The 26860-nt window shown below is 65.7% G+C and carries 26 protein-coding genes and 1 riboswitch; of the genes, 12 read left to right on the forward strand and 14 right to left on the reverse strand.

The genetic code is table 11. The annotated features are described in order from the left end of the window. Position 1: 1 nt before the first annotated feature. From gspE to ACEN9Q_RS26920, 3 genes are read left to right on the forward strand one after another with little or no spacing between them, the layout of a single operon-like run. Complete coding sequence (gspE, locus tag ACEN9Q_RS26910) at positions 2-1426, forward strand: type II secretion system ATPase GspE (protein WP_056442481.1); 1425 nt, start codon at positions 2-4, stop codon at positions 1424-1426. A gap of 3 nt (positions 1427-1429) precedes the next feature. Next, the gene (gspF, locus tag ACEN9Q_RS26915) at positions 1430-2650 is read left to right on the forward strand and encodes a type II secretion system inner membrane protein GspF (RefSeq protein ID WP_056442485.1); all 1221 of its coding nucleotides are present in this window, start codon (positions 1430-1432) and stop codon (positions 2648-2650) included. 11 nt (positions 2651-2661) lie between these two features. Next, positions 2662-3393 (forward strand): type II secretion system protein N, encoded by a 732-nt coding sequence (locus ACEN9Q_RS26920; protein ID WP_495626638.1) that lies wholly within the window; start codon positions 2662-2664, stop codon positions 3391-3393. Between the two features lie 13 nt (positions 3394-3406). On the opposite strand, the gene ACEN9Q_RS26925 is transcribed toward ACEN9Q_RS26920, so the two are convergent. Beyond that, on the reverse strand, positions 3407-4138 hold the full coding sequence (locus tag ACEN9Q_RS26925) for a helix-turn-helix domain-containing protein (RefSeq protein WP_056442490.1): 732 nt from the start codon (positions 4136-4138) through the stop codon (positions 3407-3409). Positions 4139-4382: 244 nt separating this feature from the next. Between ACEN9Q_RS26925 and ACEN9Q_RS26930 the strand changes: the two genes are divergently transcribed. Beyond that, a complete protein-coding gene (locus tag ACEN9Q_RS26930; protein WP_056442653.1) occupies positions 4383-4763 on the forward strand; it encodes a cupin domain-containing protein in 381 nt (126 codons plus the stop codon). Between the two features lie 53 nt (positions 4764-4816). On the opposite strand, the gene ACEN9Q_RS26935 is transcribed toward ACEN9Q_RS26930, so the two are convergent. The 9 genes from ACEN9Q_RS26935 to ACEN9Q_RS26975 all read right to left on the reverse strand — a co-directional run bounded on the left by ACEN9Q_RS26935 (position 4817) and on the right by ACEN9Q_RS26975 (position 13384). After that, positions 4817-5014, reverse strand: a complete 198-nt coding sequence (locus ACEN9Q_RS26935) for a hypothetical protein (RefSeq protein WP_056442495.1) — start codon at positions 5012-5014, stop codon at positions 4817-4819. A gap of 29 nt (positions 5015-5043) precedes the next feature. After that, complete coding sequence (gene hslU / locus ACEN9Q_RS26940) at positions 5044-6378, reverse strand: ATP-dependent protease ATPase subunit HslU (protein ID WP_056442497.1); 1335 nt, start codon at positions 6376-6378, stop codon at positions 5044-5046. Positions 6379-6416: 38 nt separating this feature from the next. Then, entirely contained in the window at positions 6417-6953 is a 537-nt protein-coding gene (hslV, locus tag ACEN9Q_RS26945) for an ATP-dependent protease subunit HslV (RefSeq protein WP_056442500.1), read from the reverse strand. 108 nt (positions 6954-7061) lie between these two features. Further along, entirely contained in the window at positions 7062-8417 is a 1356-nt protein-coding gene (locus tag ACEN9Q_RS26950) for an STAS domain-containing protein (protein ID WP_495626639.1), read from the reverse strand. A gap of 228 nt (positions 8418-8645) precedes the next feature. Continuing rightward, entirely contained in the window at positions 8646-9098 is a 453-nt protein-coding gene (dksA, locus tag ACEN9Q_RS26955; RefSeq protein WP_056442508.1) for an RNA polymerase-binding protein DksA, read from the reverse strand. Positions 9099-9328: 230 nt separating this feature from the next. Continuing rightward, the gene (locus ACEN9Q_RS26960) at positions 9329-10384 is read right to left on the reverse strand and encodes a CobW family GTP-binding protein (protein ID WP_495626640.1); all 1056 of its coding nucleotides are present in this window, start codon (positions 10382-10384) and stop codon (positions 9329-9331) included. A gap of 112 nt (positions 10385-10496) precedes the next feature. Next, positions 10497-11441 carry a tyrosine recombinase XerC gene (xerC, locus tag ACEN9Q_RS26965; protein ID WP_056442519.1) on the reverse strand — a complete coding sequence of 315 codons (945 nt, stop codon included), beginning with the start codon at positions 11439-11441 and terminating at the stop codon, positions 10497-10499. A 1-nt stretch (position 11442) separates the two neighbouring features. Further along, a complete protein-coding gene (locus ACEN9Q_RS26970; protein ID WP_495626641.1) occupies positions 11443-12120 on the reverse strand; it encodes a DUF484 family protein in 678 nt (225 codons plus the stop codon). 184 nt (positions 12121-12304) lie between these two features. After that, positions 12305-13384 carry a porin gene (locus ACEN9Q_RS26975; protein WP_056442524.1) on the reverse strand — a complete coding sequence of 360 codons (1080 nt, stop codon included), beginning with the start codon at positions 13382-13384 and terminating at the stop codon, positions 12305-12307. A gap of 467 nt (positions 13385-13851) precedes the next feature. Between ACEN9Q_RS26975 and ACEN9Q_RS26980 the strand changes: the two genes are divergently transcribed. Then, entirely contained in the window at positions 13852-15420 is a 1569-nt protein-coding gene (locus tag ACEN9Q_RS26980; protein WP_495626642.1) for a tetratricopeptide repeat protein, read from the forward strand. A gap of 21 nt (positions 15421-15441) precedes the next feature. On the opposite strand, the gene dapF is transcribed toward ACEN9Q_RS26980, so the two are convergent. From dapF to ACEN9Q_RS26995, 3 genes are read right to left on the reverse strand one after another with little or no spacing between them, the layout of a single operon-like run. Then, positions 15442-16305, reverse strand: coding sequence for a diaminopimelate epimerase (gene dapF / locus ACEN9Q_RS26985; RefSeq protein ID WP_495626643.1), 864 nt, complete (start codon positions 16303-16305; stop codon positions 15442-15444). 25 nt (positions 16306-16330) lie between these two features. Beyond that, entirely contained in the window at positions 16331-17194 is an 864-nt protein-coding gene (locus ACEN9Q_RS26990) for a lysophospholipid acyltransferase family protein (protein WP_495626644.1), read from the reverse strand. After that, entirely contained in the window at positions 17191-18042 is an 852-nt protein-coding gene (locus ACEN9Q_RS26995) for a lysophospholipid acyltransferase family protein (protein WP_495626645.1), read from the reverse strand. The genes ACEN9Q_RS26990 and ACEN9Q_RS26995 overlap by 4 nt, the downstream gene beginning before the upstream one ends. A gap of 178 nt (positions 18043-18220) precedes the next feature. Between ACEN9Q_RS26995 and metK the strand changes: the two genes are divergently transcribed. The 4 genes from metK (at position 18221) to metF (ending at position 22291) form a co-directional block, all read left to right on the forward strand. Continuing rightward, positions 18221-19390, forward strand: coding sequence for a methionine adenosyltransferase (metK, locus tag ACEN9Q_RS27000; protein WP_056442540.1), 1170 nt, complete (start codon positions 18221-18223; stop codon positions 19388-19390). A gap of 116 nt (positions 19391-19506) precedes the next feature. Next, a riboswitch (S-adenosyl-L-homocysteine riboswitch) is annotated at positions 19507-19577 on the forward strand. A gap of 28 nt (positions 19578-19605) precedes the next feature. Then, the gene (gene ahcY / locus ACEN9Q_RS27005) at positions 19606-21021 is read left to right on the forward strand and encodes an adenosylhomocysteinase (protein ID WP_322402174.1); all 1416 of its coding nucleotides are present in this window, start codon (positions 19606-19608) and stop codon (positions 21019-21021) included. A gap of 96 nt (positions 21022-21117) precedes the next feature. Next, positions 21118-21471, forward strand: coding sequence for a phage holin family protein (locus ACEN9Q_RS27010; RefSeq protein ID WP_056442544.1), 354 nt, complete (start codon positions 21118-21120; stop codon positions 21469-21471). Beyond that, positions 21458-22291, forward strand: coding sequence for a methylenetetrahydrofolate reductase [NAD(P)H] (gene metF, locus ACEN9Q_RS27015; RefSeq protein WP_495626646.1), 834 nt, complete (start codon positions 21458-21460; stop codon positions 22289-22291). The genes ACEN9Q_RS27010 and metF overlap by 14 nt, the downstream gene beginning before the upstream one ends. A gap of 143 nt (positions 22292-22434) precedes the next feature. Here metF and ACEN9Q_RS27020 read toward each other — a convergent pair whose 3' ends face one another. Continuing rightward, a complete protein-coding gene (locus tag ACEN9Q_RS27020; protein WP_495626647.1) occupies positions 22435-22998 on the reverse strand; it encodes a 5-formyltetrahydrofolate cyclo-ligase in 564 nt (187 codons plus the stop codon). A gap of 49 nt (positions 22999-23047) precedes the next feature. On the opposite strand from ACEN9Q_RS27020, the gene ACEN9Q_RS27025 reads away from it, so the two are divergent. The 3 genes from ACEN9Q_RS27025 to ACEN9Q_RS27035 are packed head-to-tail and all read left to right on the forward strand — an operon-like array spanning position 23048 to position 26858. Then, positions 23048-25120 (forward strand): lytic transglycosylase domain-containing protein, encoded by a 2073-nt coding sequence (locus tag ACEN9Q_RS27025; RefSeq protein WP_495626648.1) that lies wholly within the window; start codon positions 23048-23050, stop codon positions 25118-25120. Positions 25121-25154: 34 nt separating this feature from the next. Next, positions 25155-26120 carry a complex I NDUFA9 subunit family protein gene (locus ACEN9Q_RS27030; protein ID WP_056442550.1) on the forward strand — a complete coding sequence of 322 codons (966 nt, stop codon included), beginning with the start codon at positions 25155-25157 and terminating at the stop codon, positions 26118-26120. Between the two features lie 21 nt (positions 26121-26141). Next, positions 26142-26858, forward strand: a complete 717-nt coding sequence (locus tag ACEN9Q_RS27035) for a glutathione S-transferase family protein (RefSeq protein ID WP_056442551.1) — start codon at positions 26142-26144, stop codon at positions 26856-26858. Positions 26859-26860: the final 2 nt, after the last annotated feature.

A 26860-nucleotide genomic window follows, 5' to 3' on the forward strand; every position in this document is an offset into this window, starting at 1 on the left:
GATGAACAACTTGCTGCCCTTCGCATTCGCACGGGATTACGGCGTGCTGGCGCGTTCCAACGGCGACCCGGCGCAAGCCGTCGAAGTGCTGGTTTCGAACGCGACCAGGCCGGCGGCGATCGCCGAGATCTCGCGCCGTTTCGGGCGCATCACCCTGCGGCGGATGGAACGCGCCGAACTGGAGTCGGCCATCGCCGCCGCGTACCAGGGCGGGGGCGGCGACGCCTCGCAGGTCGCGGACGAGTTCGACGCCGACCTCGATCTCACCAAGCTGCTGCAGGACGTGCCCGCGATCGAGGACCTGCTGGAATCGTCCGACGACGCACCGGTCATCCGCATGATCAACGCGCTGCTCACGCAATCGCTGCGCGAAGGCGCGTCGGACATCCACATCGAACCGTTCGAGCAGACGTCCGTCGTGCGCTTCCGCATCGACGGTGCGCTGCGCGACGTCGTGCGTCCGCGCAAGGCCATCCATGCCTCGCTGATCTCGCGTATCAAGATCATGTCGCAGCTCGACATCGCCGAAAAACGCCTGCCGCAGGACGGCCGCATCACGCTGCGCATCGGCGGCAAGCCCGTCGACGTGCGCGTCTCGACCCTGCCGACCGGCCACGGCGAGCGCGCCGTGCTGCGTCTGCTCGACAAGGAAGCGGGCCGCCTCGACCTGAGCCACCTGGGCATGAGCGAGCAGATGCTGCCGCAGTTCGACAAGCTGATCAACCAGCCGCACGGCATCGTGCTCGTCACGGGCCCGACCGGTTCCGGTAAAACGACGACCCTGTACGCATCGCTGTCGCGCCTGAACTCGACGACCACCAACATCATGACGGTGGAGGACCCGATCGAATACGACCTGCCCGGCATCGGCCAGACGCAGGTCAATGCCCGTATCGACATGACCTTCGGTAAAGCCCTGCGCGCGATCCTGCGCCAGGACCCCGACGTGATCATGATCGGCGAGATCCGCGACCTCGAAACGGCCCAGATCGCCGTGCAGGCCTCGTTGACCGGCCACCTGGTGCTGGCGACCCTGCACACGAACGACGCCGCCTCGGCCGTGACCCGTCTGCTGGACATGGGCATCGAGCCGTTCCTGCTGTCGTCGTCGCTGCTGGGCGTGATGGCGCAGCGCCTCGTGCGCAAGCTGTGTTCTCACTGCAAGCGCCAGGAAGGCGGGCAGTGGGTGGCGGTCGGCTGCGATCGCTGCGGCCACACGGGCTTCCACGGCCGCGTGGGCGTGTACGAGCTGCTCGAGACGAATGAACATATCCGTTCGCAGATCCACAACCAGGCCGCCGAGGCCGAGATCCGCGACACCGCGCTGAAAGTCGGCATGAAGACGATGCGCGAGGACGGCGCGCGGTGGGTGCACGAAGGCATCACGACCGAAGCTGAACTGGTCCGCGTGACCAAGGCGGATTGATCGATGCCAGCCTTCCGCTATGAAGCCGTCGACGCCGGCGGCGTCACCCGCAAGGGCGTCCTGAACGCCGACAGCCCCCGTGCCGCGCGCGCCGATTTGCGCTTGCAGGGATTGACGCCGCTCACCGTCGAAGCCATCGCGTCTCAGCTCGACGAGAGCGGGGCGGCGCGCGCGCGCGGCTTCGGCGAGCGCCTGTCCCAGATCGAGCTCGCGCTGTTTACGCGCCAGCTCGCCAGCCTGCTGGAAGCGGGCCTGCCGCTCGAGCAAGCCTTCACGGCGCTGCTGGAACAGGCCGAGCGTGCCTACGTGCGCGACCTGATCGCGTCGATCCGCTCGGAAGTGATGGGCGGCGCGTCGTTCTCCAGCGCGCTGGCGCGCCATCCGCGCGACTTCGCCGAAATCTACCGCGCGCTCGTCGCGTCCGGCGAACAGATCGGCCAGCTGTCGCGCGTGCTGTCGCGCCTGGCCGACTACATCGAACGCCGCAACGCCCTCGTGCAGCGGGTGCGCCTGGCCTTCACCTATCCGGCCATCGTCACCGTCGTCGCGTTCGCGATCGTGATCTTCCTGCTGACCTATGTCGTGCCGCAGATCGTGTCGGTGTTCGCCAACACCAAGCAGAAGCTGCCCGTGTTGACGATCATGATGCTCGGCGTGTCGAACTTTACGCGCGCTTACGGGATCTATGTCGCATTGATCGTCATCGCCGCCTGGTTCGCGTGGCGCCGCGCGCTGCAGAACCCGGTGCTCAAGCGCCGCTGGCATACGTGGCTGCTGAACGCGCCCGTGTACGGCAAGTTCGAGCGCAGCCTGAACACGACCCGTTTCGCCAGCACGCTGGCGATCACGACCGGATCGGGCGTGCCCATCCTGCGCGCGCTCGAAACGAGCCGCGACACGTTGTCGAACGTGGCGATGAAGGAATTGGTGGAGCAGGCGACGGCCAGCGTGCGCGAAGGCGTCGGCCTCGCGCGTGCGCTGTCGGCGCAAAAGCTGTTTCCGCCCATGCTGGTGCACATGATCCGCGCCGGGGAGATCACGGGCGAGTTGCCGGCCATGCTCGAACGGGCATCGAATTCGCAGCAGGCCGACCTCGAGCGGCGCGCGCTGACCATCGCCGGCCTGCTGGAGCCGGTGCTGATCCTGGCCATGGGCCTCGTCGTGCTGCTGATCGTGCTGGCCGTGCTGATGCCGATTATTGAAATCAACCAGTTGGTGCAGTAACAAGGAAACCGATGAACAAGCGCTTGCCCTTACTCTTGAGCCTGTTGGGCATGATCCTGTTGGCGGCGTCGCTCGCGTACTGGATCCTGCAGCTGTACCAGCCGCCCCAGCGTCCGCTCGCGGCGGTGCCGCAGGCTGCGCTGCCGGACCCGGCGATCGATGCGGCCGCCACGCTGTTCGGCGGCCAGGTCGCCGTGGCCAGCGCGACCAATTACCAGTTGACGGGCGTCGTGGCGGATGGGCGCAGCAGCGTGGCGATCATCGTTGCCGAGGGTTCGCCGCCCAAGGCCCTGAAGGTGGGCAAGGAAGTGGCGCCGGGCATCACCTTGGCGGAAGTCCATCCGCGTTACGTGATGCTGTCCGACGGCGGCGTGATGAAGCGCGTCGACCTCGCCACGGATACGAAGTCCGCGGCACCGATGGGCGGGCCGGGTGCCGCGGCACCGCAGGCGAATGTCCAGCCGAATTTCCCGCAGCCCCAGCAGATCACGGTCGCACCGGCCGAGCAGCCGACGCAGGGCAACGGCGCGGCCGTGCCTGAACCTGCCGTGCCCGAGCCGCCGATGGCGCCGGGCGCCGTGCAGCCTCAGCCGTCGATGACGAATCCGGGCGACGTCGGCGCGCACGACAATCCGCCGCCCGCGAATCCGAATCCGATCAATCCGCCGCCGCCGAACCCGGTCCAGATGCCGCCGCAGACCCGCGCGACCGGCAATCCGGCCGGCCAGACGAACACGCAGTGAGCGGCGCCCGTGTTCAACGCCTGAGTGCGGTGAACGCGGAAAATTCCCACGAACGAAATCCGACCAGCAACGTAAAACCGTCGCGTTCCTGCGGCGGCAGGCGGCGGTCGTTGCGATGCATGCGCGCCAGCTCGCCGGCCAGCTGATGGATTTTTTCCGCCAGCTCGGCGGCACTCGCCAGCGACAGGCGTGCGGGCAGGCACATCAGGGTTTCTCCCGCGCCGTCGAAGCGGCCGGCGAAATAATCCTCGACGACGTGCGTGCGGAAGAAGCGCTGCACCGGCCCGTCCGGCAGCCAGCGGAAGGCGTTCGAGACCCGCAGCGTGTAGCGGTTCAGCGGCTTGAGTTCGATCACGCCGAGCCGGTCGAGTTCCACCAGTAAGCCGATGCATTCGGGTTCGGTCAAACGATAGGTTTCGACCACCTGCTCCAGGCTCCAGTGCCCCAGGCAGCAGATCGCGACGAGCAGCAGGCGCGGATTGGCCACGAGCGCGTTTTCCTGGACGAGCGTCAGCGTGTCGGCCTGCGGCCTGGCGTCGGCCGCGCGCCGCAGCACATCCTCCATGGCGATGCCGGCAGCCTGGCAGATCTGGGCCAGGCGCGACAGGGTCATGTCCTTCTGGCCGAACATGCGCTTGATGCTCGATTCGCTCATCGCGATGCGGTCGGCCAGCATCTTGTAGGTGATTCCGGCCGCGCGCAGTTCGGCGCGCAGGACGTCCAGCAGCATGTCGGGGGAGCTCATGGGGGTGTCGTTTCTCTCTTTTGTTCGTCAACTCGGCGCTAACGAATGTACAGAAGAAGGCAGGCCAGTTCAAGAAATGTCGAGTCCACGCTGAGATCGCCGTCCGCGCGGAAGCAGGACCGCTTGATGGGGCCGCTTAGCGTCCTGATGCGCATCAAAACATGCCGGAATCCATGCAGCGCCGTCGCTACGCTACTGTCTAATCGACAGACATCGATGCGTGACGACGGAGGCGGAAATGAGCATGAAAACGACGCCGGTCTTTGTGCTGGCGCTGCTGGGCGCGGCCGCATGGGCCCAGGTTGCGGGTGTGCGGCGCACCGACCTGCTGCGGCACGACAGCGTGGTGCCCGGGCGGGAAGTCGTCCAGGTGCGCGTCGACGTCGATCCCGGCCATGGCGTGCCCAGGCATACGCATCCGGGCGACGAAGTGCTTTACGTGCTCGAGGGCACACTGGAGTACATGCCCGACGGTCAGGCACCGGTGATGCTCAAGGCCGGGCAATCCGTATTCATCCCGGCCGGCACGATCCATGCGGCCAGAAACCCCGGCACGGGGGACGGGGCGGGCATCGCCACCTATATCGTCGAAAAAGGCAAGCCGCTGATCAAGCTGGCGAAATAGCGGCCGCCGGGCGCCGGCCGCCGGATCGCCGGCCGCCGGATCGCCGGTGCCGGTCAGTCCTCGTCCGGCTCCAGCTTGGCCTTCTTGAGCGCGCGCTTGGCGGCCAGCCGTTCGCTGGCCGTGGTCTTTTCGTGCGACCCGGCCGCGCGCGCCTTGGCGAAGCCGGCGAACGGGTTGCGGGGTTTGATCGGCGGCGTCGGCTCGACGCGCAGGCGCATCTTCTGCCGGGTTGCCAATGCCTTGTTTGCCATCGCCGCCTCCTTTCCGACCCGTGCCGACCTTACAGCACGTAGCGCGACAGGTCTTCGTTGACCGCCAGCGCATCGAGCCGTTCGTTGACATAGGCCGCATCGATGACGAGCGTCTGGCCCGACTTGTCGGTGGCCGAATACGAGATCTCTTCCAGCAGCTTTTCCATCACCGTGTACAGGCGGCGCGCGCCGATGTTCTCGGTGCGCTCGTTGACGGAATAGGCGATCTCGGCCAGCCGGAGGATGCCCTCGTCGGCGAATTCCAGCTTGACGCCTTCCGTCGCCAGCAGGGCCTCGTACTGCTTGGTCAGGCTGGCGTCCGTCGAGGTCAGGATGCTCTTGAAATCCTCGATCGACAGCGATTCCAGTTCGACGCGGATGGGGAAGCGGCCCTGCAGTTCGGGGATCAGGTCCGACGGCTTGGACAGGTGGAACGCGCCCGACGCGATGAACAGGATGTGGTCCGTCTTGATCATGCCGTATTTCGTGTTCACCGTCGTGCCTTCGACGAGCGGCAGCAGGTCGCGCTGCACGCCCGCGCGCGAGACGTCGGCGCCGCCGTGTTCCGAGCGCGACGCGATCTTGTCGACCTCGTCCAGGAACACGATGCCGTTCTGCTCGACGTTGGTGATCGCCTTCTGCTTCATCTCGTCTTCGTTGATGAGCTTGGCGGCTTCCTCGTCGACGAGCAGTTTCATGGCCTCCTTCACCTTCATCTTGCGGGGCTTCTTGCGTCCCGCCCCGACGCCGGCGAACATCGACTTGATCTGTTCCGTCATTTCCTCCATACCCGGCGGCGCCATGATTTCCATCTGGGGCGATGCCTCGGCTACGTCGATCTCGACTTCCTTGTCGTCCAGGGCGCCTTCGCGCAGGCGCTTGCGGAAGGTCTGGCGCGTGACGTCGCCGCCTTCCTTGTTGTCGCCGCTGACGTTGAAGCCGAAGTCGCGTGCCGGCGGCACGAGGATGTCGATGATGCGGTCTTCGGCCGCGTCCTCGGCACGCTGGCGTACCTTCTTCATTTCGCTGGCGCGGGTCTGCTTGATGCCGATGTCGATCAGGTCGCGGATGATGGTGTCGACGTCGCGGCCGACATAGCCGACCTCGGTGAACTTGGTCGCTTCGACCTTGATGAACGGCGCATCGGCCAGCTTGGCCAGGCGGCGTGCGATCTCGGTCTTGCCGACGCCGGTCGGGCCGATCATGAGGATGTTTTTCGGGGTGATCTCGTGGCGCAGCGGTTCCTCGACCTGCTGGCGGCGCCAGCGATTGCGCAGCGCGATCGATACCGCGCGCTTGGCCTTGCCCTGGCCGACGACGTGCTTGTCGAGTTCCGAGACGATTTCGGACGGAGTCATGTTCATATGTGTGCTCATGAATGCTTGCTTGCGGGAGAGACCGGTCAGTCCAGCGTCTCGATGATGTGCGACATGTTCGTATAGATGCACAGTTCGCCTGCGATGGTCAGCGCTTTCTTGACCACGTCCGCCGGCGCGAAATCCGTGTTTTCCTGCAGGGCCTTGGCGGCCGATTGGGCGTAGACGCCGCCCGAGCCGATCGCGCCGATGCCATCCTCGGGTTCGAGCACGTCGCCGTTGCCGGTGATGATCAGGGTTTTTTCGCGGTCGGCCACGAGCAGCATCGCCTCCAGGCGGCGCAGCACGCGGTCGGTGCGCCAGTCCTTGGCCAGTTCGACCGAGGCGCGCAGCAGATTGCCCTGGTGTTTTTCCAGTTTCGCTTCGAAGCGGTCGAGCAGCGTAAAGGCGTCGGCCGTGCCGCCGGCAAAGCCGCACAGCACCTTGTTCTGGTAGAGCTTGCGCACCTTGCGCGCGGAGCCCTTCATGACGACGTTGCCCAGGGTGACTTGTCCATCGCCGCCGAGCGCAACCTGATTGCCGCGCCGTACGCTGACGATCGTCGTGCCGTGAAATTGTTCCATATTTGCCTCGTGGTTGATCTGCTCATCGCAAGTGGGGATGTCAGATCAAATTGCAAGACTGGATCATATCCAACGATCAATTGACATCCGGCACACACGCCGGCGATGTCAGTACTTGTGCGCGTACAGGCGCACCCGGTCGCCAACGCCGAGCAAGCGCAGCAAGGCGGCGACGAGGTGGTTCAGGTCGCGCAGCACGACGTCGCGCCCGTCCTGGGCCAAGGTGCGTAAATGCACGGCGAGGGCGCTCGCGGCCGCGTAATCGATGCGTGCCAGCCGCGAGCCGTCCAGCACGAGGGCAGGTCGGTCCGCCACGTGGTCGGCGATGGCGGCCAGCAGCGCGGCGCTGGAGCCCCGGATCACGGCCGGCAGCAGGAAGCGGTCGCTTGGCGCCGCCGCGCCTTGCGCCACATGCGGGGGCAGGCTCGCGGCCGCCAGACTGACGGCCAGCTGCGGCGGCGCCTCGAACGACGGCGGCGACACTTCGAAGGTGACGCAGTAATCCATTGCGGTCTCCTCGAAATCCTTTTCGCGGTTCGTCAGCAGCAGCAATTCAAGCAGCAGCAACCAGGGCGCTTCGCCGGCGCCGCGGTCGCCAATGGCCAGCATCGGCCGCAGTACGGCGACGAGGTGGTCGGCGCCCGCCAGCACCAGCTCGCGTCCCGTCTTGCGCAGGGCCTGCAGCGCCTCCAGCAGCAGGGCGCAGCCTGGCGGCGTCACCTGGGTAATTGCCTGGAATTCGAACCGGACGAGCGGACTGGGCGAGGCCGCTTGCGCGCGCGCGAGTTGTGCGCGGGCACCGTCGCCGTCGTCCAGGCGGCCGGACAGGCTCGCGGTCGGGATCGCGCCGGAAAACTGGTCGTCCAGCGCGGGCCCGGCGAGCGCGCGCGACGTTTCGGCGAACGGGTGATACGTGGGCGGCGACGTCTCGAAATGGCTGGCGTAGTCGATCGCGATGCTTTCGAACTCGCGGCCCTGGCCCATGATCTGGTACAGGTCGAACAGCATCCACCACGGCAGGCGTTCGCCCGCGCCGCCATTGCTGTCCCGCACACTCGTGCGCAGGAGCAGGGCGGCGGCGTCCAGCTGGTCGTTGGCGTACAGGATCGCGGCTTCCTCGACGACCAGGGCGCTGGACGGCGCGGCGGCCGCGTCCGGCAAGTCATCGGGGCCCAGCAGGAAGTCGGTATTCTGGTCGGCCTGCGGCGAGCCGGCGGCCTGGGGACGCCGGATGCCGCTCCAGGCGTCGTCGTCGAAGATGGCGGAGGTCATCTCCAGTTCGATCTCGTCGATCTTGGCGGCGGTGGCGCGGGCGATTTCACGCTGGCGTTCGCGTTCCGCTTCCGTGTCGAGCGCCAGCCGGGTGACGGGGCCGGCCGCGAGCGGATTGTCCTGGCGCGGACGTACAGCCGCGCCCGCAAGCGGCGCGTCGCCTTTTTTCTTCAGGAAATCGAAGAGCCCCATTACGTCCTTGTCTGCCGCGCAGCGGCGCCCGGTCATTTGCCGGTCGAGACATTAGCATGGCGGCGCGGATGACACGGTGCGCACGCCTGAGCTGTGTCAAGTTGTCGGCGATCCTTCCAGTGTATCTGATAGGAAATAACTCGTGCGCACAAACCCGTGCCCGTCACGGGCCCCAAAAACAAAAAAGCATGCGGCGAGCGCATGCTTTTTCATTGGCGCGCACGGCGATCAGTCACCGTACAGTTTCTGCTTCAGCTCGCGGCGCTGCTGGGCTTCCAGCGACAGCGTCGCCGTCGGGCGGGCGATCAGGCGGGGGATACCGATCGGTTCACCGGTTTCTTCGCACCAGCCGTACTCGCCGGAGTCGATCGATGCCAGCGATTGCTGGACCTTCTTGAGCAGCTTGCGCTCGCGGTCTCGGGTGCGCAGTTCCAGCGCATGCTCTTCCTCGATGGTGGCGCGGTCGGCCGGATCGGGAACGAGCACCGTCTCGCGCAGGTGTTCCGTCGTTTCGCCTGCGTTTTTCAGCAGTTCCTTTTCGAGTTCCTGCAGGCGGTTCTTGAAGAACGCCAGCTGGGCCGGGTTCATGTAGTCGTCGTCGCTCATGGCCCGAATTTCTTCTTCCGTCAGGAGGCGTTCTTCGGGCTGCGCAACGGTATTCGGTTTCGTTGTTTTAGTCATGACTTCACTTACCTTTGATACGACAGAGTTTCCATTTTATCAGCTAACTCAGCGCTTACCGTTGTTACGGTGCGCGCCGGCCGGCTGCCGTAACGGCCCGGTTTCCCGGGCCTGCCCCATGCCCGACCGTGCGGGCGGGGCTGTCCAGTCGTTCACCACAGGGTGCATGCAGGTCAACTATACCGAGCGAAGGGCGGACCGCGCAAAGAGCACCATAGAACCGGAGTAGTTTATACCAAACACTGTTCCAATCCGCGAATAAAGACATCTTTCGGTAAATTTTTACCAATAAACACCATCTTACTCCCGCGCGCTTCGCCATCCGCCCACTTTGCACCGAGGTCGCTGCCCATGATTTGATGCACGCCTTGGAAGACGACCTTGCGGTCGGCGCCGGCCATCGACAGTACGCCCTTATAACGCAGCATGTTCGGGCCGAACACTTGGACCATGCTGCCGAGGAATTGATCCAGGCGCTCGGGGTCGAAGGCGCGCTCGCTCTTGAACACGAAGGCCGCGATGTCGTCGCTGTGGTGGCCGTGATGGTGGTCGTGGCTGTGGTCGCAGGCTTCCGTGTGCACGTGGTCATGATCGTGGCCATGATCGTGGCCGTGTTCGTGCGCTTCGTCGGAAGTGAGGAAGGCCGGGTCCAGCTCCAGCTTGTCGTTCAGGTTGAAACCGCGCAGATCGAGCACGTCGCCGATCGGGGCGCGGCCGAAATCCGACGTGCTGATCGGTGCACGCGGATTGATGCGGCGGATGCGCGCCTTGAGCGCGTCGACGGCGGCGGCATCCACGAGGTCGGTCTTGGACAGCAGGATCTTGTCGGCGAACCCGACCTGGCGCTGGGCTTCCTCGTGGCGGTCCAGCTGGTCCATGGCGTGGCGCGCGTCGACGACGGTCACGACGGCATCGAGCAGATAGTGGGCGCCCACTTCCTCGTCGACGAAGAACGTCTGCGCCACCGGGCCCGGATTGGCGAGGCCCGTGGTTTCGATGACGACGCGATCGAAGTTGATTTCGCCGGCTTCGCGCTTGCGCGCCAGATTGGTCAGCGCCACGATCAGGTCGCCGCGCACGGTGCAGCAGATGCAGCCGTTGTTCATCTCGACGATCTGCTCGCTCGAATCCTGCACGAGGATTTCGTTGTCGATGTTTTCCTGGCCAAACTCGTTTTCGATGACGGCGATGCGCAGGCCGTGCTCTTCCTGCAGGATACGATTGAGCAACGTGGTTTTGCCGGCGCCGAGGAAGCCGGTCAGGATGGTGCTGGGGATCAATTCCATATGTCGCTGTCCAAGGGTGTGAGCCGTTCCGGCTGCGGAGAATCGGAAGATTATGCCGGAATTTGCGAATCGTCACCACCCGCCATGCCGCGCCTGCCAGGCGGGGTACGGCTTACTTGCGCTTGGCGCGCGGATGGGCCTTGTCGTAGACGGCGGCCAGGTGCTGGAAGTCGAGCGACGTGTAGATCTGGGTCGAGGTGATGCTGGCGTGGCCCAGCAGTTCCTGCACGGCGCGCAGGTCGCCCGAGGATTGCAGCAGGTGCGAGGCGAACGAATGGCGCAGCACGTGCGGGTGCACGTGGACGGGCATGCCGGCCTTCTGCGCATGGATCTTCAGGCGGTTTTGCACGACGCGCGGGCTGATGCGCGTGTCGCGCGTCGACAGGAACAGGGCGGCGCTGCCGTCGCGTGCCGGCGGACGCACGGCCAGCCACGCCGCCAGCGCCGCGCGGGCCGGACCGCCGACGGGCACGCGGCGCATCTTGTTGCCCTTGCCGGTCACGACCACTTCCTGCGCTTCGAGTTCCAGCCAGCCGAGCGACGCAGGCTGGCCATCCCTGGCGGGGACGTGGTGGACGTCGAGTCCGGTCAGTTCGGACACCCGCAGGCCGCTCGAGTACAGCAGTTCGAACATGGCGCGGTCGCACAACTCCGCCGGTTCGGCATGGCCGGGCCTCGTCTTTTCCATGAGTTGCACGGCATCGTCGACGGCCAGTGCCTTGGGCAGCCGCTTGGGGCGGCGTGGCGCGCGCACGCCGTCGGCCGGGTTGGCCGCCAACGGAAGCTGGCGCGACAGCCAGTCGAAGAAGCCGCGCCAGCCGGACAGTTTGCGCGCGATCGACGCGGCGCTCTGTCCCTCGGCATGCAGTTTCGCGGCGAAGCGGCGGATGTCGAAATGGGTCAAGGTCGGCCAGTCGGCCTGGCCCGGCAGGTTGGCGAGCCGGGCCAGTTCGGCCAGGTCGCGGCCGTAGGCGGCGATCGTGTGCCCGGACAGCTGGCGCTGCGTTTTCAGCTCCGCCAGGTAGCGGCCGGTCCAGTCGTCGGCCGGCGTGTCCATGTCAGGCGAGCAGTGGGGCGAGGGCGGTGCTGGCCGTCTCGCCGATGTGGACGAGGAAATCCGTCGCCATCGAGGCGCTGAAGCGTTCCAGATCCGGAGAGCCGAGCACGAGCAGGCCGAAGGCGCTGCCGCCGGCGCGCAGCGGCAACAGCACGGTCGAGCGCACCGCGTCCGCCTCGGCCGGCTCGGCGCCTGCGAGCCAGCCGACCGCTTCGAATTCCTTGTTCGGACCGCAGTAGGGCGCGCGCAGGCTGCTGGCGAACAGGCGCACGTCCTCGGACACGCCGTTCGTATACCAGGTGCCGGCGTGCTCGGGCGTCAGTTTCCACAGGCGCAGCGTGGCTTGCGGCACGATGAAATGCTTGACCAGGCCGTCGGCCACGGCGCTCGGGATCTCATCGTGTGCACGGGTGCGCAGCAATTGCTGGGTCCAGCCGTGGAAACGGTTCGCGATGGCCGCGTTTTCCTCGGCGTGGCGCGCCAGCTCGGACATGCGCAGTTCCAGAACCCGGTACTTGTCGCGCATGACTTCCATCTGGCGCTCCTGCAGCGATACCGCACGGCCCGTCAGTGGGCTCGACAGTTTTACTTCGCCCAGCAGGGCGGCGTGCTCGACGAAAAACTGCGGATGGTCGACCAGGTATTGGGCGATGGCGGTGGAATCCAGTGATGCGGTCATGTGCGGCTTGCGAGATGGGTAGACCATTCATTTTAACCGACAGCAATGGGTCGTCACGGATTTCCTGTTGGCACTGTACCGCAGCCGCATCATCGAAGCGGCGCCGGATGCAACAAGGGCGGACCCGGTTGCCCAGGTCCGCCCTTGCGGTGCGACACAGCGGGGTTGCCCCCGCGTGGTCAGCTTAGAACGAGTGGTTCAGGCCCACGTCGTAGTGGTTGACGGTCGGGGTGCCCGAAGCCGCGCCGGTCGCCTGGCTGAAGATGTTCGTCTTGCGCGAAGCATCGACGTACAGGTACGTACGCTTCGACAGGCTGTATTCGTAGCCCAGCGAGTACTGGCGGGTGATCAGGTCGTGCAGGCGGAAGTTCTCGTCCTGCTTCTTGATACCGAAGCCGGCCAGGACTTTGCCCGGGCCCACAGCGTAGGTTGCACCGATCTCGGCGCCCTTGATGGTCGGACGCTGGGTGTTGGTGTGCTCCATGTTCTGGTGCGAGTAGGTACCCATCAGTTTCAGTTCCGGGGTCACCGAGAACGAACCTGCGACGGACCAGACCTTCGATTCGACGGCGTTGCGCTCGTAAGCCAGCATCGCGGCGGCCGGACCGTTGTTGTAGGTACCAGCGATCGAGAACGGGTTGGCCGAAGCCTGCTGGCCTGCCGTGTAGCTGGCAGCGCCGGCGCCGACGCCGGTCAGGCTGCCGCCGTTGGCTTCTTTCGAGGCCCACGAAGCGTTCACCTGGAAGCCGTTCGAGACCGGCGAGTTATAGAAGATCGCGTTCGAGATACGGTTGCTGTTCGGCGAGCCGCCGCCGGTGTTGACGTCCAGCGGAGCCGAGTTGAAGCCGGCGACGCTGATGTCGGTGTAGAAACCGGCCGGGGATGCCAGGCCGTGCCACGGCTCGAACGAACCGACGATTTCCTGGAACGGGGTCAGGCCACGGCCCAGGCGGACCATACCGAAGTCGCCCTGCAGGCCGACGCGGGTCTGGCCCTGGAACAGCGGACGGCCGTTGTTTTCGTTGGTGCCGGTGTCCGGGTCGTAACGCATTTCGACCTGGAACAGTGCTTTCAGGCCGTTGCCCAGGTCTTCAGTACCTTTGAAGCCCAGGGTGTTGGAGGCGCGCTTGCCGATGTTCAGGGTCTGGTCGGTGCGCTTGACCATGCCGACGTCGATGGTGCCGTAGATTTGCACAGCGGTTTGAGCTTGCGCCACGCTAGCGAATGCGCCCAGCAGAGCGGCTGCGACGAGGGTTTTTTTCATCTATTTTTGTCCTAAAAAGTGAATCGAAGGAATCCAGAGAGCATTGAGATTTTTATTAGTTGCTGAACACTCGGATGTGTGAACCTTAAATGCTTAATGCGTCAAGATTGTTTGATTTGTCAATTATGACTGTTGCACTTGGTCGAAAGCCAATAAATCCAATCGTGCTGTTGTATTTTCGAAACGGCCGTGGTGGCGGCAGGGGCGCACCTTAAGCCTCGTTTAAGTTTCCAAACACCATCATTCGGTCCCCGTACCACGGCAGGGTTTGTGCGGGCTCAAAGGCCTTTGGAATCGCAGGCGAATCGTGCCGACGCGGCTTTAGACTCTGGCCCATCCGACGCCCATTGCTACCGCAGTGCGCGCCACATGAGCTCATCGGTAGCGCATCGTAGGCGATCTTGTGCGCATCTGCGTTCATTGTGTTGCGTACATTTCCTAGGCGTCTCAAACATCAGAAGAGAACGATGGCAAATCGTGAAGAACTGGCGGTCATCCGCGGCGCACGCGCCGGACGCGCCGAATCGCAACTGGCCCTGGGCCGGCTCTATCTGTTCGGCAGCGCCGGGCTGCCCAGGAGCCTGCCCACAGCCCTCCATTGGCTCGACCGTGCCGCGCAGCAAGGTTGTGCAGAAGCATGGAATTTGATCGGCAACCATATTCCGGTCGATCTCGCGCGTAACAATTCACAGTCGGTCGCCGGCTGGTACGAACGCGCGTACGACGGCGGGCTCGTGCGCGCCGGGCTCGCCTATGCCCAACTGGTCCTGGGCGCGGCGCGCGCCGGTCGGTGCACGCCGGCCGAGCGCACCAAGGCCCTGCAGGCCCTGGAAGACGCGGCCCGTGCCGGCTTCCCTGAAGCGCAGTGGCTGCTCGCGCGCGAACATGGCGCTGCTCCGCCCGAGACGGACGAGCCGGCCGTCCGCGCGCCCGTGGCCAGCCCGGCCGGCCAGCGGTGGTTGCGCCAGGCGGCCGACAGCGGCGTCGGCGCCGCGCAGTTCGCGCTGCTGGAACAGGACTGGACAGCCGGCCGCTGGTCCGCGTGGCTGGAGCGTGCGCTCCCGCTGGCGCGTGTCCTGGCCGGTTCCGACGCCGCCCAGGACCACGCGGCGGCCCGGCTGGCGCCGGACGAGGTGCAGCTGCTGTCGCGCTGCGCCCGGCTGGCCGAAGCAAACGAGGCGCCGCACGACGTCAGCCAGGACGAATTGCTCAGGTTTTGGGAAATCGCTGCCGCCGAGCAGGACCGCCATGCCCAGTTCGCGCTCGGCCTGTGGTGCGCCCGCATGCGGGTTGACGGCAAGCGCATTCCCGGCAGCCATGGCGCGGCCAATTTCAAGAAGGCCGTGCGCTGGCTGACGCAGGCCGGCGAGCAGGGCCTGGCCGAGGCCTGGTACGCCTTGTCGCGCATCTATATAAAACCGGAATTTTCGCAGCGTAACGTCCTGGAAGCGCAGAAATACCTGGAGCGTGCGGCCGAGATGGGCTATCGCGATGCCCAGCTCGAATGCGGGAACGCGGCGTGGCGCGCGCGGCGCGAGAACGAGAACAACGATGTGCGTGCCCTGTTCTGGCTGCAAAAGGCGGCGGCGCAGGGCTGCCCCAAGGCCGTGGCCGCCTTGCGCAAGCTGGCGCCGCGCCAGCCCGGCGCCTGGGCGGACATGGAGGCGCTGATGGCGGGACGGGACCTTGCGGCCCATCCGCTGCTGGCCGTGCGCCTGGAGCTGGCCGTGGCCTTCGGCCTCAGCCGGGCCGAGGCGCTGCTGCTGGATATCCGCAATGCCGACCGCGGCCACTGCCTGGTGATCGACATCCGCGCCAGCTACGGGCGCAGCCGGCGCCGTTTGATCTCGGTGGAAACGGCGCCGGAGCGCCAACTGCTCGACCGCGCGGCGCTCGTGTTCGAGAGCGTCGATTGCGGCCCGGGCGGTCCGGAAGGGAATTATCGCCAGCGCCTGTACCGGTTGCGCAGCCTGTTGCCCGACACGGATGGCGTCGACCCGGGCGCCGACGATGGAAATTATTCACTGGCCGCCTGAGGGCAAGCGGCCAGTCCTGCGTCAGATTTCGATCTCGCCTTCGAACACGGTCTCGGCCGGACCACTCATATAGACGGGCTGGCCCTCGCCGGCCCAGCGGATGGTCAGCTGGCCACCGCGCGCCTGTACCTGCACAGGCGAATCCAGCAGTCCACGCCGGATGCCGGCCACGACGGCGGCGCAGGCGCCGGTGCCGCAGGCCAGTGTCTCGCCGGCGCCGCGTTCGTAGACGCGCAGCTTGACGCGGCCGCGGTCCACGATCTGCAGGAAGCCGGCATTGACGCGCCGGGGGAAGCGCGGGTGGTGTTCGATCTGCGGGCCGGTCTCGAGGACGGGCGCCGCGTCGATGTCGTCGACGACTTGCACCGCGTGCGGATTGCCCATCGACACCGTCGACACGAGCACGGTCTTGTCCTGTCCCTTGTGCGAGACGGTGATCGGCCACAGGGTGTCGCGTCCTTCGGCGACGCCTTCCAGGCCGGCGGCATCGAACGGCACCCGGGCCGGTTCCAGGATCGGGGCGCCCATGTCCACCGTGATGCTGCCGTCGTCTTCCAGGCGCGGGGTAATGATGCCGCTCATCGTTTCGACGCGGATGCTGCGTTTATTCGTCAGCCCCTTGTCGCTGACGAAGCGCACGAAGGCGCGCGAACCGTTGCCGCACTGCTCGACCTCGCCGCCGTCGTTGTTGTAGATGCGGTAACGGAAATCGCTGTCCGCCGCGGCCGGGCGCTCGACGATCAGGATCTGGTCGGCGCCGATGCCGAAGCGGCGGTCGGCCAGGCGGCGCCATTGTTCAGGGCCGAGGTCGAGTTGCTGGTTGATCGCATCGATCACGACGAAATCGTTGCCGGCGCCGTGCATCTTGGTGAACTTGAGTTTCATGGTATTCCTGATGTTGCTAGCGGTATTAATCGTAGAACGAAGGTTCGCCGGGCGGCCGGGTCTTGAAGCGTTTGTGCGTCCAGAAATACTCGGCCGGATGTTCGCGCACGCGGTCCTCGATGAAGGCGTTCATGCGGCGGGTGGCGGCGATGATGTCGTCGCCCGGGAAATCGTCCCATGCCGGATAGAACTCTACCCGATAGCCTTTGTAGTTGGGCAAGAACGTGGCCACGACCGGGATGACCTTGGCGCCGGTCGCGCCCGCCAGTCGGCCGAGTGCCGTCAAGGTCGCGGCCGGGACGCCGAAGAATGGGACGAAGGCGGCATCCTTCTCGCCGAAATCCATGTCCGGCAGCATGAAATACGGCATTTTTTCGCGCAGTGCGCGGATGATCGGCTTGATGCCGTCGTTGCGGGTAAACAGGCGCACCGGGCCGTAGCGTTCACGGCCGTAGCGCAACAGGTCGTCGAACGCCTTGTTCTTTTGCGGCGCGTACATGCTCGACAGCGGCACGACGCGCGACGCCACGCCGGCCACGTCCAGGCAGACGAAATGGGGACAGAACAGGATGACCGGTTCGGTCTCCAGCTGGGCTTTCGGCACGGCCGGGACGATGTCGATCAGGCCGTGGACGCGCTTGAGCGGCGCCCACCAGATCAGCGAGCGCTCCAGGATGCTGCGCGAATACGCCATGAAGTGGCGCTTGGCGATGTCGACCCGTTCCGCTTCGCTCCGTTCCGGCATGCACAGGCGCAGGTTGATCAGGGCGATCTTGCGGCGCTTGGGGATCGCGTAATACATCAGCCAGCCGATGGTGTTGCCGATGCGGCCGAGGACAGGCAGCGGCAGGAAGTGCAGCAGCCACAACAGGAAAATCAGGAACCTCATGCGACTGTCTCGGCTTGCGGTGCTGCAACGCCTTGCGGCTTCTTGTAGCGGTTGTAACTCCAGAAATACTGGGCGGGGCAGAAGGCGATGAGTTTTTCCATCTGGCGGTTGATGCCGGCGGCCTGCTGGGCGGCGTCGCCCTCCAGCGACCCGTCGAACGGCACGAAGCGGATCGCGAAACCGCGGCCGCGCGGCAGGCGTTCCGCGTACACGGTCAGGATGTCGGCCTTGCCCAGCTGCGCCAGCTTGGCGGGCAGTGTCATCGTATAGGCGTCACGCCCGAAGAAGGGGGCCCACACGCCTTCGCCTTCCTGCGGCACCTGGTCCGGCAGCACGCCCACCGGCTGGCCGGCCCGCAGGGCCTTGACGAGCATGCGCACGCCGGACAGGTTGGCCGGCGCCAGGTGCATGTGCTGGCGTGCGCGCGCGCCCTCGACGAGGGGTTTCAGGGCGCTTTGGCGCGGCGGGCGGTACATGACCGTCAGTTCGACGCGCAGCGACACCTGCTGGGCCGTCAGCTCGAAGCAGCCCAGGTGCGGCGTGAGGAAGACGATGCCGCGGCCGGCGTCGAGCTGGCGCTGGACCAGTTCCCAGTTTTCCATGATGACGTGGCGGGTGACGCGTTCCTGCGGCGCGCACCAGACGAAGGGCAGCTCGGCGATGGCCTTGCCGGATTCGGCGATCGCTGCGTGCAAATGGCCGCCATAGCCGGCCCGCTCGAGGTTGTCGCGCAGGCGCCGGCGGTGCGACGGCGATAGGAGATAGACAATCCAGCCGAGCGCCGCGCCGAGCGCGTGGAGCGCGCGTAGCGGAAAAAACGACAGGATCCGAAACAAAAGAACAAGCATTTATTGATTTAGGGTAGAGAACCGACGAGTTGCTGTGCCAGAATTTTTAGAGGAGCGTAAAATACCATTTGTAGCATCCGCGGAGTTAATGACAACTTGCGAAGCGGAATATAAATATCGCTAAAGCGTCGCAGGCTTTGATGCTGCGGCAATTTTCATAACAGTATCAGGAGCCTTAATGTCTTCCAACGACTACCTCTTCACTTCCGAATCCGTTTCGGAGGGCCACCCGGACAAAGTCGCCGACCAGATTTCCGACGCCATTCTCGACGCCATCCTGGAGCAGGATCCGCGCGCGCGCGTTGCCGCGGAAACGCTGTGCAACACGGGTCTGGTGGTTCTGGCCGGGGAAATCACGACGCACGCAAACGTCGATTATATTCAAGTTGCGCGCAACACCATCAAACGCATCGGTTACGACAACACCGATTTCGGCATCGACTACAAGGGTTGCGCCGTACTGGTCGCCTACGACAAGCAATCGCCGGACATCGCGCAGGGCGTCGATGAAGGCGCGGGCATCGACCTCGACCAGGGCGCCGGCGACCAGGGCCTGATGTTCGGCTACGCCTGCGACGAAACGCCGGAACTGATGCCGGCCGCGATTTATTATGCGCACCGCCTGGTCGAGCGCCAGTCGCAGCTGCGCAAGGATGGCCGCCTGCCGTGGCTGCGTCCGGACGCCAAGTCGCAGGTCACACTGCGTTACGTCAACGGCCGTCCGGTGTCCGTGAACACCGTCGTGCTGTCGACCCAGCATGCGCCGGAAGTCAGCCACAGCCAGATCGAGGAAGCGGTGATCGAGGAGATCATCAAGCCGGTGCTGCCGCGCGAGTGGCTGCAGGATACCCGCTACCTGGTCAACCCGACCGGCCGCTTCGTCATCGGCGGCCCGCAGGGCGACTGCGGCCTGACCGGCCGCAAGATCATCGTCGACACGTACGGCGGCGCGGCACCGCACGGCGGCGGCGCGTTCTCCGGCAAGGACCCGTCCAAGGTCGACCGCTCGGCCGCCTACGCCGCGCGCTACGTCGCCAAGAACGTCGTGGCCGCCGGCCTGGCGCGCCAGTGCCAGGTGCAGGTCAGCTACGCGATCGGCGTCGCCCGTCCGATCAACATCACCGTCTACACGGAAGGCACCGGCGTGATTTCGGACGAGAAGATCGCCGAACTGGTGATGGAACACTTCGACCTGCGCCCGAAAGGCATCGTGCAGATGCTCGACCTGCTGCGCCCGATCTATACCAAGTCGGCCGCCTACGGTCACTTCGGCCGCGAAGAGCCGGAATTCAGCTGGGAGCGTACCGACAAGGCCGCGCTGCTGCGCGCCGAAGCCGGCCTGGCGTAAAGCCGGCTCAACTTGGGCCCCCGCCTGCGCGGGGGCGACGGCTCGATGCGTGTTGCTTTATGCAGTCGTCCCAGCGCAGACGGGGCCCAAGTTCGCCACACCGTGTTAAACTAATGAATTCCGAGGAGCGTTGCGACGAAAGATTCTCTTTCGCCAGGCTCGGATATCAACACCGCGCTCACGTTACTTTTTTCTTAACTTGAAAGGAGGGCGTGATGAGCGCCGTACTCAAAAACACTTCCCAGGACTTCCTCGTGGCCGACATCGGCCTTGCCTCGTGGGGCGAAAAGGAAATCCGCATCGCCGAAACCGAAATGCCGGGCCTGATGGCCATCCGCGAGGAATACGCGGCCAGCCAGCCCCTGAAGGGCGCGCGCATCGCCGGTTCGCTGCACATGACCATCCAGACCGCCGTGCTGATCCGCACGCTGGAAGCGCTCGGCGCGCAAGTGCGCTGGGCGTCGTGCAACATCTACTCGACGCAGGACCACGCCGCCGCCGCCATCGCCTCGGTCGGCACGCCGGTGTTCGCCGTCAAGGGCGAGACCCTGGACGAGTACTGGGAATACACCCATCGCATCTTCGAATGGCCGGGTGACAACCACGCCAACATGATCCTCGACGACGGCGGCGACGCCACGCTGCTGCTGCACCTGGGCGTGCGCGCCGAGAAAGATATCTCGGTGCTGGACAAGCCGGGTTCGGAAGAAGAGATCTGCCTGTTCAACGCGATCAAGGGCCGCCTGGCCGTCGATCCGCAGTGGTACTCGAAGCGCCTGCCGGAAATCAAGGGCGTGACGGAAGAGACCACGACCGGCGTGCACCGCCTGTACCAGATGCACGCGGAAGGCAAGCTGGCGTTCCCTGCGATCAACGTCAACGACTCCGTGACCAAGTCGAAGTTCGACAACCTGTACGGCTGCCGCGAATCGCTGGTCGACGGCATCAAGCGCGCGACCGACGTCATGATCGCCGGCAAGATCGCCGTCATCGCCGGCTATGGCGACGTGGGCAAGGGCTCGGCCCAGGCCATGCGCGCGCTGTCGGCCCAGGTTTGGGTCACCGAGATCGACCCGATCTGCGCCCTGCAGGCCGCGATGGAAGGCTATCGCGTCGTCACGATGGACATGGCGGCCGAACACGGCGACATCTTCGTCACCTGCACCGGCAACTACCACGTGATCACCGAGCAGCACATGGCGCGCATGAAGGACCAGGCGATCGTCTGCAACATCGGCCACTTCGACAACGAGATCGAAGTCGCCGCGCTGCGCAAGTATCAGTGGGAAAACATCAAGCCGCAGGTCGACCACATCATCTTCCCGGACGGCAAGCGCATCATCCTGCTGGCCGAAGGCCGCCTCGTGAACCTGGGCTGCGGCACGGGCCACCCGTCGTACGTGATGAGCTCGTCGTTCGCGAACCAGACGATCGCCCAGATCGAACTGTTCTCCAATACCGCCGCCTACCCGGTCGGCGTGTACACGCTGCCGAAGAAGCTGGACGAGAAAGTCGCCCGCCTGCAGCTCAGGAAGCTCAACGCCCAGCTGACCGAGCTGACGGACGAGCAGGCCGCCTATATCACGGTGAGCAAGGAAGGCCCGTACAAGCCGGAACACTACCGTTATTGATCTGGTAAGCTCTTCCGTGAATTGACGCCGCGCACCCCCGGATTCCATCGTCGAGGGTGCCGGCGTGCTGGACAACCTCTCACGAAAGACACAACCATGCGTTTGCTCCTGACCTGGCTGATCAATGCGGCAGCCCTGATGGCCTTGCCTTACCTGATGCATTCGGTATCGGTCGACAATCTCGGTGCCGCCCTCGTGGCCGCGCTCGTCCTGGGACTCGTAAACACGGTGATCCGTCCCGTGCTCGTCGTGCTGACCCTGCCGGTGACGGTCGTGTCGCTCGGCGTGTTCATCCTGGTGATCAATGCGCTGCTGTTCTGGCTGGTCGCGCACCTCGTCGCGGGCTTCCATGTGGCCGGGTTCTGGTCCGCCTTCCTGGCGGCGATCCTGTACAGTGTCATTTCGTGGGCGCTTTCTACCTTACTTCTCAATAAAGATGGAAACCCCTAACATCAGTATCGAGTTTTTCCCGCCCAAGACGTCCGAGGGCGCGGAAAAACTGCGCGTGGCTCGCCAGAAGCTGGCCGAGCTGAATCCGAAATATTTCTCCGTGACGTTCGGCGCCGGCGGCAGTACCCAGCACGGCACGCTGTCCACCGTGCTCGAGATCCTCGCCGAGGGGCACGATGCCGCACCGCACCTGTCGTGCGTCGGCGGCACGCGCGAATCGATCCGCGCGATCCTGCAGGAATTCAAGGACAAGGGCATCCGCCGCCTCGTGGCCCTGCGCGGCGACTTGCCGAGCGGCTATGGCGGCGCAGGTGAACTGCGCTATGCCAGCGATCTCGTCGAGTTCATCCGCCAGGAAACGGGCGACTGGTTCCACATCGAAGTGGCCGCGTATCCGGAAATGCATCCGCAGGCAAGGTCCCCGCAGGACGACCTGCAGGCGTTCGCCCGCAAGGTGCAGGCTGGTGCGAATGCCGCGATCACGCAGTATTTCTACAATCCGGACGCGTATTTCCAGTTCGTGGACAATGTGCGCAAGCTCGGTGTGGACGTGCCCATCGTGGCCGGCATCATGCCGATCACGAATTACACCCAGTTGATGCGCTTTTCCGACATGTGCGGCGCCGAGATTCCGCGCTGGATCCGTTTGAAACTGGCCAGCTTCGGCGACGATTCCGCGTCGATCAAGGCGTTCGGCCTGGACGTGGTGAGCGGCCTGTGCGAGCGCCTGCTCGCCGGCGGCGCACCCGGCCTGCATTTCTACAGCATGAACCAGGCGGCGGCCACGACCGCGATCTGGCAGCGTATCGCCGCTTCCTGATCCGGCGCTCGTCCGGGGCATTTTGTTTTGCCGTAGGGTGGGCGGCCCCCGCCCACGCGAACGCCGGCGCTACGCCAACGCCGGCGCTACGCGAACGTCATGCGCGGGCTCGGGGAGCCCGCCCTGCGCCTGCATTGTTAATCTCAGATGACGTTGCTGGTTTCCGTCACGATCACGTCCAGCGGCACGTCGTGCGGCGCGTGCGAGAACACGGCTTCCTGGTTACTGTAGGCAATGCCCAACGTGTGCGGGCGCGGCGGCAGTTCGAGGGTGCGGTCGTAATAGCCGCCGCCATAGCCGAGGCGATATCCGTCGGCATTGAAACCGAGGCAGGGGATCAGCAGGGCCGGCGGACGCTCGATGAAGCGCAGCTGGGCCGGCACCTGCACGCCCGCTTCGTCCGGCAGCATGGGTTCGCCGGGAGTCCATTCCGTGAACGTCAGCGGCGCGTCGCGCTCCATCACGACGGGCAAGGCGAGGCGCACGCCGGCCTGGTGCAGCTCGGAATACGCTGCCCGCAGGTCGGGTTCGCCGGCCAGCGGCCAGTACACGCCGATCGTGTCGACCTGGCGCAGGCGCCACCACGCGACGACCTGGGCGCCGATGTGCGCATCCCATTGGACCTTGATTGCGGAGTCAAGCGCCCCACGTGTAGTTCTGAGCGCCTTGCGCAATGCCGTCTTCGCCGCCTGTTTCTCGTCCGCCACGCTTGGGCTCGAGGGGCATGGTATTCTTGATTCGCCGGTCATGGATGAAATGAAGCCTACATTGAACATCGAATTGTTGATGTCGCAGAAACTGTTTGCCGGCGCCGTATGTGCCGCCTCCAGCCTGCTCTTCCTCGCGTCGCCCGGCGTCGCGGCCCAGGCCGCCTCGCCCGGCACGACACAGCCCACCCCCGCCGCGGCCACCGCGCCCGGCGTGCCTGCGCCTACCCCGCCCGTCATCGCGCCCGTTTCGGCACCGCAGTCGGACGCGAGTCGCGAGCAGGACGAGATATTCATGCAGCTGCGCGACGCCGCCCGCAAGAACGATGCCGACAAGGCCGCGGCGCTGGCGGCACGCCTGCCGAACTACGCGATTCCGTCTTACGTCGACTATTATCGGCTCAAACCGCGTCTGCGCGACGCTGCCAACGAGGAAATCCAGGATTTCCTGAAGCGCTACGACGGCAGCGCCATCGCCGACCGCCTGCGCAACGACTGGCTGCTGGAGCTCGGCCGCAAGCGCGACTGGGCCAACTTCGACCGCGAGCTGCCGCTGTTCGTCAAGAACGACGATTACCAGGTGAAATGCTACGCGCTGCTGTCGCGCGCCGCGAAGGGCCAGAACGTCGCGGCCGAGGCCCGTCTGCTGCTCGACAATCCGCCGATGTACGGCGAAGCCTGCGCCGCGCTCGTCAACCAGCTCGTCCAGTCCGGGCAGTTGACGAACAACGACCTGCTGGCCCAGCTGCGCCTCGCCGGCGAAATGCACGCGACGGGACCGTCGCGCCGCACGGCCTTGCTGCTGGGCGCGTCCGACACGCGCGCCGCCCAGGCCGTCGACCTGCCGGCCGTGGCGATGGCGCGCGGCGTCGGCAAGACGCGCGCCGAGCACGAGATCTACCTCGTCGCCATCGGCCGTATGGCGCGCACGAGCCTGAAACTGGCGACGGTGGCGCTGAACAGGAACGCGTCCAGGCTGTCGGCCGAGGAAAGCGCGATCGGCTGGTCGAACATTGCGCTGGCCGCCTCGCTCGCCCTGGCGCCCGAGGCGTACGACGATTGGAAGCGGGCGGCCAGGGCGCCGCTGACGTGGAACCAGCTGGAGTGGAAGACCCGCATCGCGCTGCGCCGCGGCGACTGGAAGACGGTGCGCACGACGATCGAGTCGATGTCCACGCAGCAGCACGACGAGCCCGTCTGGACCTATTGGCTGGGCCGCGCCCTGCTGGCCGAAGGCCGGCGCGAGGATGCGCAGGCGCTGTTCCGCCGCATCGCCGACCAGAACAGTTTTTATGGCCAGCTGGCGATGGAAGAGCTGGGCATGCAGATCAGCATCCCCCCGAGCGCCGTACCGCCCACGCCGGCCGAGCTGGCGCAGGTGGCCGCCAATCCCGGGTTCAGGCGCGCCTTGAAATTCTTTTCGATGCGCATGCGCTTCGAGGGCACGCGCGAATGGAACTGGGCACTGAACGGCTTTACGGAGCGCCAGTTGCTGGCCGCCGCCGAGTTCGCGCGCCAGAACGACATCCTCGACCGCATGCTGTCCACCTCCGAACGCACGCGCACCGAGTTCGACTACACCCAGCGCTTTCCGGCGCCGCACAACGACATCCTGCATCCGACGGCGCAGGGCCTCGGCCTGGACCAGGCCTGGGTCTACGGGCTCATCCGCCAGGAATCGCGCTTCGTCAGCGACGCCCAGTCCGGCGTCGGCGCGGCCGGCCTGATGCAGGTGATGCCGTCGACCGGCAAGTGGGTGGCGGAAAAGATCGGCCTGACGGACTATGGCCACGGCATGCTCAGCGATATCCGGACGAATATCGTACTCGGCACCAATTACCTGAACATGGTGCTGAACAATGCCGACGGGTCGCAGGTGCTGGCGACGGCCGCCTACAACGCCGGTCCGGGCCGGGCGCGCACGTGGCGCGGCCTGCTGACGGCGCCGATGGAAGGGGCCGTGTTCGTCGAGACCATCCCGTTCGACGAAACAAGAACCTACGTGCGCAACGTGATGTCGAACGCGACGAACTACGCCGCCTTGTTCGAGAAGCGTCCGCAGTCGCTCAAGGCGCGCCTGGGGACGATCACGCCGCGCACGAGCGGCATCGGCCTGCCGTGACCGCGGCATGCCGGACACGCATCGGAGAGACATCATGCACGAGCAGTCGGTAGTGTTGTTCGGCGGGACCGGGTTCATCGGCAGCCACCTGGCGGCCAGGCTGTCCGAACACGCCGTGTCCGTCGTCGTGCCCACGCGGCACGAAAGCCACGCGATGCACCTGATGCCGCTGGGCGTCGACATCGTGCAGACCGATCTCCACGACGAGGCGGCGCTGCGCCGCCTCGTGGCCGGGCACGATGCCGTCATCAACCTGGTCGGGATCCTGCATTCGCGCCGCGGCGATCCGTACGGCCCGGACTTCCGCCGCGTCCACGTCGACCTGCCGCACCGCATCGCCTGCGCCTGCGCGGCCGAAGGCGTGCCGCGCTACCTGCACATGAGCGCGCTGGGCGCCGACCGGCACGGGCCGTCGATGTACCAGCGATCGAAGGCCGATGGCGAAGCGGCCGCGGCGAGCCAGGCGACCGTCGCGGCGACGATCTTCCGCCCTTCCGTCGTGTTCGGTCCCGAAGACCACTTCCTCAACATGTTCGCGCGGCTGCAGCGCCACCTGCCCATCGTCCCGCTCGCGGGCTGCCATGCGCGCTTCCAGCCCGTGTACGTGGGCGACGTGGCCGAAGCGTTCGTGCGCGCGCTGCTCGACCCGCACACGGCCGGTCTCACTTATGAACTGGGCGGGCCGCAGGTGTACGAACTGGGCGAACTGGTGCGGCTGGCCGGCCGCTATGCCGGCCACGAGCGCAAGATCGTCGCCTTGCCGGATGCGCTGGCGCGGCTGCAGGCGCTGTTCTTCGAACTGCTGCCCGGCGAGCCCGTCATCACGCGCGACAACCTCGATTCGATGAAGGTCGACAACGTCATTCACCCGTCCGCGGACAATAAAGTCTTGACAACAGCGGCGCTGGGAATCAAGCTCACGGCGCTCGAGGCCGTCGCGCCGCAGTACCTGGCGCCTCCCGGCGGACTCGACGTCCTGCGCGCCCGTGCCGGGCGCTGACCTCAACGATCACGCCACACCATGCAGACTCTCGACCTCGATCCGACTTTGACGCAGACTCTCGACAACGCACGCCAGGCCGGCCTGACCCTGGTCATCGGCAACAAGAATTATTCCTCGTGGTCCATGCGCCCCTGGGTGGCCGCCACGGCGGCCGGCATCCCGTTCACGGAAGTGCGCGTCCTGCTCGACCAGCCGGACACGGCCACGGACATCGCCCGCTACTCGGCATCCGGCCGCGTGCCCGTGCTGCTGGCCGGCGAGATGACGATCTGGGACAGCCTGGCGATCTGCGAATACCTGGCCGAGCAATTCCCCGACAAGCACCTGTGGCCGCAGGACGTGGCGGCGCGCGCGCTGGCCCGTTCCGTCGTCGCCGAGATGCACTCCGGCTTTGCCGACCTGCGCACCGCGATGACGATGAACATCAAGGCGCGCCTGCCGGGCCGCGGCCGCACGCCGGGCGCCCAGGCCGACATCGGCCGCATCTGCGAGATCTGGGAAGAGTGCCTGTCGCGCTTCGGCCACCATCATTTCCTGTTCGGCGACTTTTCCATCGCCGACGCCTTTTATGCGCCGGTCGTGTCCCGCTTCCGGACGTACGGCGTGGCGCTCGCGCCCGCGCTGCAGGCGTATTGCGAGCGCGTGCTGGCGCATCCGGCCGTGGCGCGCTGGATCGAGGAGGCGATGGCGGAAACCGAGATCGCCGGCGCCCACGAAGACGAACTGCCGGACTGACG

The sequence above is a fragment of the Massilia sp. Masssp93 genome, from assembly GCF_059491295.1.